Raw genomic sequence first — 9325 nt, forward strand, 5'->3', positions numbered from 1 at the left:
GCACCAGCCGCGCACCCAGCCCCGCCACCTCGCGGCCCAGCCGGGCGACGCGGTCGGCCAGCAGCCGTGGCCGCAGCCCCGCCGACACCGCCGCCAGCCGCTGGCCGCGCCGCTCCAGCCCGACGCCCAGCGCCAGCGGCAGGCGTTCGCCCCACAGGTCCAGCCGCTGCGCGGCCTGGCCCAGAAGCGCCTCGGGGCGGGGCAGCGCGCGCGCCAGATCGCGCAGCCGCTGGCCGCGCCGCTCCAGCCCCATGCCCAGCGCGCGGGTCAGCCGGGCGCCCTGCCCGTCCGACCAGGCAATCAGATCCAGCCGCACCGGCACCGCCATTTCCGCTGCCGCCGTGGGCGTGGGCGCGCGGCGGTCGGCGGCAAAATCGATCAGCGTGGTGTCGGTCTCGTGCCCCACGGCGGAAATCAGGGGGATTTCGCTGGCCGCCGCCGCGCGCACCACGATTTCCTCGTTGAAGCCCCACAGATCCTCGACCGAGCCGCCGCCGCGCGCGACGATCAGCACGTCAGGCCGCGGCACCGGCCCCCCGGGCACCAGCGCGTTGAAGCCGCGAATCGCGGCCGCGACCTCGGCCGCGCAGGCGGCGCCCTGCACCGCCACCGGCCACACGATCACCCGGCGCGGAAACCGATCCGCCAGCCGGTGCAGGATGTCGCGGATCACCGCCCCCGAGGGCGAGGTCACCACCCCGATCACCTGCGGCAGGTACGGGATCGGCCGCTTGCGCTCGGGATCGAACAGCCCCTCGGCCGCCAGCGCCTGGCGGCGCTTTTCCAGCATCGCCATCAGCGCACCGAGGCCCGCGGGCGCGACCTCCTCGATGATCATCTGGTAGCGCGATTGCCCGGCGAAGGTCGTCAGCCGGCCGGTGGCGACGACCTCCATCCCCTCCTCGGGCTGGGTTTCCAGCCGGGTGGCGTTGCCCTTCCAGATCACCGCCGACAGCACCGCGCGGTCATCCTTGAGATCCAGATACACATGCCCCGAGCGCGGTCGGCTGACGCGCCCGACCTCGCCACGCACGCGCACGCGGCCGAACTCGCCCTCGATCACCCGCTTGACCGCGCCCGAGATCTCGGAGACCGACAGCTCCGGCGCGTTGCCGACCGCCGCCGCGTCGTCTTCGAACAGATCCATCCCGCCCCCGCTTGTGCCGATCCGGGCCGGAGCCTAGAACGCCCGCGACCGGAGGGAAAGCCGATGAACATCCTTGTGCTGGGCGGCGGCGGGCGCGAACACGCGCTCGCCTGGGCGATCAAGCAGAACCCCAAATGCGACCGGCTGATCGTGGCCCCCGGCAACGCCGGGATCTCCGAGATCGCCGAGACGGCCGCGCTGGACATCTGCGACGCGGGCGCGGTGACGGCCTTTGTCGCCGACGCGGGCGTGGATTTCGTGGTGATCGGCCCCGAGGCGCCGCTGGTGGCGGGGCTGGCGGACGCGTTGGCCGCGGTGGGGGTGACGGTGTTCGGACCCTCGGCCGCGGCGGCGCAGCTGGAGGCCTCCAAGACGTTCACCAAGGAAATCTGCCGCGCGGCCGACGTGCCCACCGCCGACTGGGCGGCGTTCGACGATCCCGACGCCGCGCGCGCCCATCTGGAGCGCGTCGGCGCGCCCATCGTGGTCAAGGCCGACGGGCTGGCGGCCGGCAAGGGCGTCACCGTCGCGCCCGACCTGCCCACCGCGCGTGCCGCGCTGGAGGCGCTGTTTGCCGTGCCCGGCGCCCGCGTGGTGCTGGAGGAGATGATGACCGGCGAGGAGGCGTCGTTCTTCGTGCTGTGCGACGGCGAGGACGCCCTGCCCATCGGCACCGCACAGGATCACAAGCGCGCCTTTGACGGCGACGAGGGGCCGAACACCGGGGGCATGGGCGCCTATACCCCCGCGCCGGTCCTGACGGAGGCGGTGCAGGCGCAGGTGATGGAGACGATCATCCGCCCGACGCTGTCCGAGATGGCGCGGCGCGGCACGCCCTATCGCGGGGTGCTGTATGCCGGGCTGATGATCGACGGCCCCGAAGCGGCGCCGCGCGCACGGCTGGTGGAATACAACGCCCGCTTCGGCGATCCGGAGGCGCAGGTGCTGATGATGCGGCTGGGCGCCCAGGCGCTCGACCTGATGCTGGCCTGCGCCGAGGGGCGGCTGGGGGATGTCGCCGTGCACTGGGCCGAGGATCACGCGCTGACGGTGGTGCTGGCGGCGCGCGGCTATCCCGGGGATTACGCGCGGGGCAGCGCGATCCGAGGGCTGGACGGGGTGGCCGACGACAGCCGGCACATGGTGTTCCACGCCGGAACCGCGCGCGTCGACGGGCAGCTGGTGGCCGCCGGCGGGCGGGTCCTGTCGGTGACCGCCCGCGGCGCCAGCCTGCGCGAAGCCCACGACCGCGCCTATGCCATGGTCGACGCCGTCGACTGGCCCGAAGGGTTCTGCCGCCGCGACATCGGCTGGCGCGCGCTGCCTCGCTGAGGGGGGCCGCGACGCCGCGTCGGCGCCACACACGCGCCACGCCGACGCGCGCGGCCCGCCCGGACGCGCATCGGGTTCCCCGCTGCGTCGCCGCCCCCCCGAAGGCAGCGTCGTGCCCCCACGTCGCCGCCTGCGGGCATCCGGGACCGCGCACCGGGCCGCACCCGGCGGTCCCCGGGGTGGCCTGAGGCCGCGCGTTCAGAGAATCTCGTCGAGGAACCCGGTCAGCGCCCGCCACGCGCGGCGATCGGCCGACAGGTCATAGTCGTCCGAGCCCCAGACCGTGAAGGAGTGCAGCGCCCCGCCGTAGATCTCGGCGCGGTGGGGGATGGTGGCCGCTTGCAGCTCGTCCATCAGCGCGCCCAGATCGGCCATGCCGGACACCGGATCGGCCGATCCGTGCAGCACCAGCATCGGCGCGCCGGTGGCGTCGTGCCAGTCCTGCCCCTCCGGCGTCGTCAGCCCGCCGTGAAAACTGACAAAGCCCGCCAGATCCGCGCCCATGCGCGCCGCCTCCAGCACCGCAGCCCCGCCAAAGCAGTAGCCCATGATCACAGTGCCCGCGTCGGCGCCCGGCAGGGTGCCCGCCGCCTCCAGCGCGGCCGACAGGCGGGCGCGGAACATCCCGCGGTCGGCATAAAGCGCGCCGGTCTCGCGGCGGTAGTCCTCGATCCCCTCCAGCACGGCGTCGGTACCGAACAGATCGACGGCGACAGCGGTGAAGCCCTGCGCGGCCAGCATCTCGGCCCGGCCCCGCTCATAGGCGTCGATGCCGTTCCAGTCGTGCACGATCACCACGACACCGCGCGGGGCATCCAGATTGGTGTTGCGCGCGACCATCCCCTCGAAGGCGGCGCCGTCAACCTCCCAGCGCAACGGCTCGGTGACAATCTGCGCGCTGGCGGGCGCGGCCACCGTCGCCCCAGTGGCGATCAGGGCCGCGCAGAGAATCGGTCGGAACATGGGGACCCCCGGCATCTGCTGATGCCGGAGGTTCTAGCCCGCCGCCGGGGTGCGACAACAGGCCCCGCCCCTCAGGCCGCGCGCCAGTCGAAGAAGCCCGCAGGGGCGCGGCCCAGCAGCCGGCGCGCGATCTCGGCGCCCAGATCGGCCGCGTCGGACAGCGCCGCGCGCCCCTCGTCGGTCAGGCATTCGCTGCCGTCGGGACGCAGGATCTCGGCGCGCAGCCAGATCCGGTCGCCCTCGATCAGCGCAAGCCCCGCGATCGGTGTCTCGCACGAGCCATCGAGCCCCGCGAGCAAGGTCCGCTCCGCCGCCAGCCGCAGGCCGGTGTCGCGGTCGTGCAGCGGCACCAGCAGCGCCTCGGTCGTCGGGTCGTCCAGGCGCCGCTCGATCCCTATGGCGCCCTGCGACACCGCCGGCAGCATGTCCTCGGGGTTGACGGGGCCGCGCGCGACATCCGCCATGCCCAGCCGGTTCAGCCCCGCCATCGCGAGGAAGGTGCAGTCGGCCACCCCGTCCTGCAGCTTCTTCAGGCGGGTCTGCACGTTGCCGCGGAACTCCACCACCTTCAGGTCGGGACGGCGGTACAGCATCTGCGCACGCCTGCGCAGGCTGGAGGAGCCCACCACCTGCCCCGGCTGCAGATCCGCGATTCCGCCGTGCTTGTGCGACACGAACGCATCGCGCGGGTCCTCGCGCGGCAGGAAGCAATCGAGGATCAGGCCGGGCGGCTGTTCGACCGGCATGTCCTTCATGGAGTGCACGGCGATGTCGATGCTGCCGTCGAGCAGCGCCTCCTCGATCTCGCGGGTGAAGAGACCCTTGTTGCCGATCTCTTTCAACGGCGTGTCGGCGGCCACCATGTGGCGGTCGTCGCCCTTGACCTTGATCACGGCGATCTCGAAGGCGTCCTCGGGCAGGCCATGGGCGGCCATCAGCCGGGCGCGGGTCTCGTGCGCCTGCGCCAGCGCCAGCGGCGAGCCGCGGGTGCCGATACGCAGGGGAGTGGCGGGGGTGGGGTGTGCGCGGGTCATGGGGCGATGAATGGCCGCGTCAAGGTGGGCTGTCAACCTGTCCAGCGCGCTTGACATCGCGGCCCGCCCGAAGGACCAACGGGCCAGCATAGGAGACAGCCCATGGCCGATACGCGCCTGGCCGAAACGGCCACCGAAACCCGCCCCTCCAAGACCATCCTGCGCGCGCTGGCCGGCGAACGGGTGGACCCGCCGCCGGTGTGGCTGATGCGCCAGGCCGGGCGCTATCTGCCGCAGTACCGCGCCACGCGCGCACAGGCGGGCGATTTCCTCAGCCTGTGCTACAACTCCGAACTGGCGGCCGAGGTCACGCTGCAGCCGATCCGCAAGTATGACTTCGACGCCTCGATCCTGTTCGCCGACATCCTGCTGCTGCCGCAGGCGCTGGGGGCGGACCTGTGGTTCGTCACCGGCGAAGGCCCGCGGCTGTCCACCCTGTCCGACGCCGCCGGCGTGGCGAAGCTGAAACCGACCGAGGCGATTCACGAACACCTTGCCCCGGTTTACGAAACCGTCCGCATCCTGCGCCGCGAACTGCCCGCCCACACCACGCTGATCGGGTTCGCGGGCGCGCCGTGGACGGTGGCCACCTACATGATCGCCGGGCGCGGCACCCCCGACCAGGGCCCCGCGCATGCCATGCGCGAAGGCGACCCGGCGGCGTTCGATGCGCTGATGGCGCGGCTGACGGACGCCACGATCGAGTACCTCTCGGCCCAGATCGAGGCGGGCGCCGAGGTGGTGAAGATCTTCGACAGCTGGGCGGGCTCACTGGTGGGCGCGGGCCGCGAGGGCGCGTTCGAGAAATACGCGCTGGAACCCGCGCGCGCGATCACCGCGGCGCTGAAGGCCCGCCATCCGGGCATCCCCGTCATCGCCTTTCCGCGCCAGGCCGGCGAGCATTACGTCGGCTTCGCCCGCGCCACCGGCGCCGATTGCGTGGCGATCGACAACTCCGTCTCCGCCGACTGGGCCGCGCGCGAGGTGCAGAAGGACGGCTGCGTGCAGGGCAACCTCGACCCGCGGCACATGGTCACGGGTGGCCCCGCGCTGCTGGAGGAGACCCGGCGCATCGTCCGCGCCTTCCAGGGCGGGCCGCACATCTTCAACCTCGGCCACGGAATCACCCCCGACGCCGACCCCGACAACGTCCACCGCATGCTGGAGGCGATCCGCGGCTGAGGCGGCACCAAAGGGGCCGCCCCTTGGCAGGCGGGGCGCACGCGTGCCACTGTCACGCACAACGGCACCGGAGCGGGAGGGCAACCATGGCACGCTGGCAGATGGCGACGGGATTCGGGGCGCTGGCGGGCGTGGCGGCACTGGTGGCCGCCTGCACCCCGCAACCCCCGGCCGAGGTCGCCGGGCGCACCCTGTTCGACCAGAACTGCGCCGTGTGCCACGGGCCGGGCGGGCGCGGCGACGGGCCCGCCGCGGTCGGCATCACACCGGCGCCCATCGACCTGACGCTGCTGTCGCGCAACAACGGCGGCACCTTTCCGCTGGTGGCGGTCATGAGCTACATCGACGGCTACACCCGCGACGGTCGCGATGGCGCCATGCCCAGCTTCGGCGCCGACATGACGGGGCCGATGGTGATGGTGGAAACCGGCGACGGCGTCCTGACGCCGACCCCCGCCGCGCTGCTGGCCATCGCCGAACACGTCGAGAGCCTCCAGCGCTAGCCCTCAGGCGGCCTTCGGGCGCACCTCGGCGAGGGCGGCGTCCAGCAGCTCCGGCCCGGCGCCGGGGCGCGTGGCGCCCTCGGACAGGAGCCGCCGCCAGGCCCGCGCGCCCGGCTGGCCCGCGAACAGCCCCAGCATGTGGCGCGTGATCGCGTGCAACCGCCCCCCCGCCGCGAGGTGCCGGTCGATGTGGGGGCGCATGCGCGCGACCACCTCGGCGCGGTCGGGCACGGGCGTGTGCATGCCCCAGATCGCCGCATCGGCCCCGGCCAGGACGTCATGGGGCGTGTGATAGGCCGCGCGACCGATCATCACCCCGTGAAACCCCCGCCCGAGCCAGCGCCGCGCCTCCTCCAGCGTGCCGATCCCGCCATTCAGGCTGAGGCGCAGCGCAGGAAAGTCCCGCAGCATCTGCGCCACCAGATCGTGCTCCAGCGGCGGGATCTCGCGGTTTTCCCTGGGGCTGAGGCCGGCCAGCCAGGCCTTGCGGGCGTGGATCACGAAATGCCGCACCCCCGCGGCCGCCACCGTCTCCAGAAAACCCGGAAGGGCCACGCGCGGATCGTCGTCGTCCACCCCGATGCGGCACTTGACCGTGATCTCGGCGCCGCTGGCCGCGCGCATCGCCGCCACGCAGTCGGCCACCAGATCGGGGCGCTTCATCAGCACCGCCCCGAAGCAGCCGGACTGCACCCGGTCCGAGGGGCATCCCACATTGAGGTTGATCTCGTCATAGCCCTGCGCGGCACCGATCCGCGCGGCCTCGGCCAGCTCCGCGGGGTCGCTGCCGCCCAGCTGCAACACCAGCGGGTGTTCGGCCGGATCATGCGCCAGCAGCCGCCACGCCCCCCCGCGCACCAGCGCGGCCGAGGTCACCATCTCGGTATAGAGTTGGGCACGGCCGCTGATCTGGCGGTGGAACATCCGGCAATGCCGGTCGGTCCAGTCCATCATGGGCGCCACCGAAAGCCTGTGCGCCTGGTCTGCCATCATGTCCCTGCCCCTCTTGCTGCCGCGCATGAAACCGGCCCGCACCATGGCTGGCCCCCGCACGGACACGCCACGGCCCCGCAGCGAGGCTATACCCGATCCGCACGGCGCAGGGAAACCACCGCGCCGGGGCCGGTCGGCCACGGGTGCCCGCCGCCGGCCCGCCATCGAAATCGTGCGGACATGGTCCCGCACTAGCCGTTTTGTGAATGGCGTTTTCCTCTGGTGTCGCCGATTCCCGGGCGCCATCGTAGCATCGCCGATCACGGGGCCTTGCCCACCGTCAGGGAGCAACCTTTGCAGCATGTCATGGAACAGTTCGCGGACCGGATCCGCGAGTATTACACTGACCCCCTCGTCCCGCTGGCCAAGGCGTTCATGTTCCGGAGGCCGCCGACCGTCGGCGAGTTGCGCCGCCCGCCGCAGGTGCTGCTGCTCGGCAACCACTCGTCGGGTAAGTCCACCTTCGTGAACCATCTGCTGGGCGCCGAGGTGCAGAAGACCGGCGTGGCGCCCACCGACGACGGCTTCACGATCATCACCCATGGCCCCCATGACACCGACCTTGACGGCCATTCGGTCGTCAGCAACCCCGACCTGCCCTATGAGGGGCTGCGCCATTTCGGCGACCAGCTGGTGTCGCACATCCGCCTGAAGCTGCGCCCGTCCGATCTTCTGCACACCGTGACGCTGATCGACAGCCCCGGCATGATCGACGAGGCAAAGGCCGAGAACGGCCGGGGGTTCGATTTTCCCGCCGTCGTGCGCTGGTTCGCCGAGCGCGCCGACCTGGTGATGATCTTCTTTGATCCCGACAAGCCCGGCACCACCGGCGAGACGCTCCAGGTGTTCCGGGAATCGCTGGTGGGCATCGACCACAAGCTTCTGATCGTCCTGAACAAGATGGATCAGTTCCACAACCTGCACGATTTCGCCCGCGCCTATGGCGCGCTGTGCTGGAACCTCGGCAAGGTGATCCCGCGCAAGGATCTGCCGATGATCTACAACACCTTCGTCCCGATCGCGGGCAAGCCCGCATCCGGGCTGCGGATGGACGACTTCGAGAAGGCCCGCCACGACCTGATCGAGGAACTCCACCGCGCGCCGACGCGCCGGATGGACAACCAGATCACCCAGATGGCGGCCTTTGCCGAGCGCCTGCGCCTGCATGCCTATGTGATCGACGAGGCCGCGCGACGCTACCGGCGGACGCGCAAGCGGACCTACAGCGTGCTGACGCTCGTGGTGCTTGCGCTGGGCGGGGGGGCGGCGGTGACCGGGCTGATCGTCGCCCTGCCGGCGCTGGCCGTCGCCGTGATCGCGATGGTCGCGGTGCTGGAGCTGGTTTCGTTTCCCCGCGCCCGGCGGCGCCAGATCGACAGCTTCGACGAGATCTTCGAGGGCCTGCACGACACCGAACTGCTGATGCGCGACCAGGCCGAGGACCTGCGCGCGATGTGGCAGGAGGTGCACCCGAGGGCGCGCGACATGGCCCACAAGCGCGGCCTCCAGACCTTTCCGGCGATTCGGCCCGCCGATCGCGAAGTCCTCAATACGCTGATCGAGCAGGACATCCCCAGGCTGCGCAGCGAGCTGTATGACGTGCTGCGCGACGCGTCGGTCGGCGCCGACGCAGCCGACATCGCCCCCGAGGCGCCCGCCCCCGATCCCTGGCGCGGCGGCGGGCCGGAGGTCCTGCGCGCCCCCTGATCCCGCGCGCGCGACACAGGGATCAGGGCCCGCCGGGGGTGCGGGGCGATCAGGACCGAGCGTCGTCCGCGCGTTCGGCCTCGGCCTGTTCGGCGGCCCAGGCGCCCGCGGCCTCCACCGCCACCGCCGAGGTGGTCGGCAGCACCCCGAGGTAGCTTTCGGTCTCGCTCGCCGGGGCGGCGTCGCGCCGGGTCATGCGATAGAGCGCATGCAGCGCGATCGCCGCAAAGGTCGTGCCCAGCACCAGCCAGAACCCCGGCGGCCCCAGCGTCTCCATCGCCCAGCCGGCCGCCAGCGGGCCGCTGATGGCACCCAGCCCGAAGGTGAACACCAGCCCCCCCGACGCCGCCGCCATGTCCTCGGCGTCGAGAAAGTCATTGGTATGGGCAAGAAACAGCGCATACAGCGGCGTCGTCACCCCGCCCGCAAGAAACGCCGCCGCCAGCAGCGCCGCCAGCCCGCCA

The 9325-nt window shown here is 72.2% G+C and carries 8 protein-coding genes and 1 pseudogene; 4 read left to right on the top strand and 5 right to left on the bottom strand.

Features of this window, described 5'->3' with window-relative positions; all coding sequences use genetic code 11:
- On the bottom strand, window positions 1-1147 hold a 1147-nt coding region (gene xseA / locus CCR87_RS04600; protein WP_201156394.1), incomplete at its 3' end, for an exodeoxyribonuclease VII large subunit.
- A 63-nt stretch (window positions 1148-1210) separates the two neighbouring features.
- Between xseA and purD the strand changes: the two genes are divergently transcribed.
- Window positions 1211-2479 (top strand): phosphoribosylamine--glycine ligase, encoded by a 1269-nt coding sequence (purD, locus tag CCR87_RS04605; RefSeq protein ID WP_201156395.1) that lies wholly within the window; start codon window positions 1211-1213, stop codon window positions 2477-2479.
- 198 nt (window positions 2480-2677) lie between these two features.
- Here the strand turns inward: purD and CCR87_RS04610 are convergent, their stop codons facing one another.
- Window positions 2678-3442 carry a dienelactone hydrolase family protein gene (locus tag CCR87_RS04610; protein WP_201156396.1) on the bottom strand — a complete coding sequence of 255 codons (765 nt, stop codon included), beginning with the start codon at window positions 3440-3442 and terminating at the stop codon, window positions 2678-2680.
- A 71-nt stretch (window positions 3443-3513) separates the two neighbouring features.
- Window positions 3514-4476 (bottom strand): hydroxymethylbilane synthase, encoded by a 963-nt coding sequence (gene hemC, locus CCR87_RS04615; protein WP_201156397.1) that lies wholly within the window; start codon window positions 4474-4476, stop codon window positions 3514-3516.
- Window positions 4477-4578: 102 nt separating this feature from the next.
- Between hemC and hemE the strand changes: the two genes are divergently transcribed.
- Together hemE and CCR87_RS04625 are read left to right on the top strand one after the other, a co-directional pair.
- A complete protein-coding gene (gene hemE, locus CCR87_RS04620; protein ID WP_201156398.1) occupies window positions 4579-5658 on the top strand; it encodes a uroporphyrinogen decarboxylase in 1080 nt (359 codons plus the stop codon).
- Window positions 5659-5744: 86 nt separating this feature from the next.
- Window positions 5745-6161 (top strand): c-type cytochrome, encoded by a 417-nt coding sequence (locus CCR87_RS04625; protein ID WP_242511857.1) that lies wholly within the window; start codon window positions 5745-5747, stop codon window positions 6159-6161.
- Between the two features lie 3 nt (window positions 6162-6164).
- Here the strand turns inward: CCR87_RS04625 and dusA are convergent, their stop codons facing one another.
- Complete coding sequence (gene dusA / locus CCR87_RS04630; protein ID WP_242511858.1) at window positions 6165-7154, bottom strand: tRNA dihydrouridine(20/20a) synthase DusA; 990 nt, start codon at window positions 7152-7154, stop codon at window positions 6165-6167.
- A 306-nt stretch (window positions 7155-7460) separates the two neighbouring features.
- On the opposite strand from dusA, the gene CCR87_RS04635 reads away from it, so the two are divergent.
- Entirely contained in the window at window positions 7461-8861 is a 1401-nt protein-coding gene (locus tag CCR87_RS04635) for a dynamin family protein (protein WP_201156400.1), read from the top strand.
- A gap of 49 nt (window positions 8862-8910) precedes the next feature.
- On the opposite strand, the pseudogene CCR87_RS04640 reads toward CCR87_RS04635, so the two are convergent.
- Window positions 8911-9325: pseudogene (locus CCR87_RS04640) on the bottom strand (MFS transporter); the annotation flags it as partial.

This window comes from Rhodobaculum claviforme (assembly GCF_016653255.1).
GTDB classification, from domain to species: Bacteria; Pseudomonadota; Alphaproteobacteria; order Rhodobacterales; family Rhodobacteraceae; genus Rhodobaculum; species Rhodobaculum claviforme.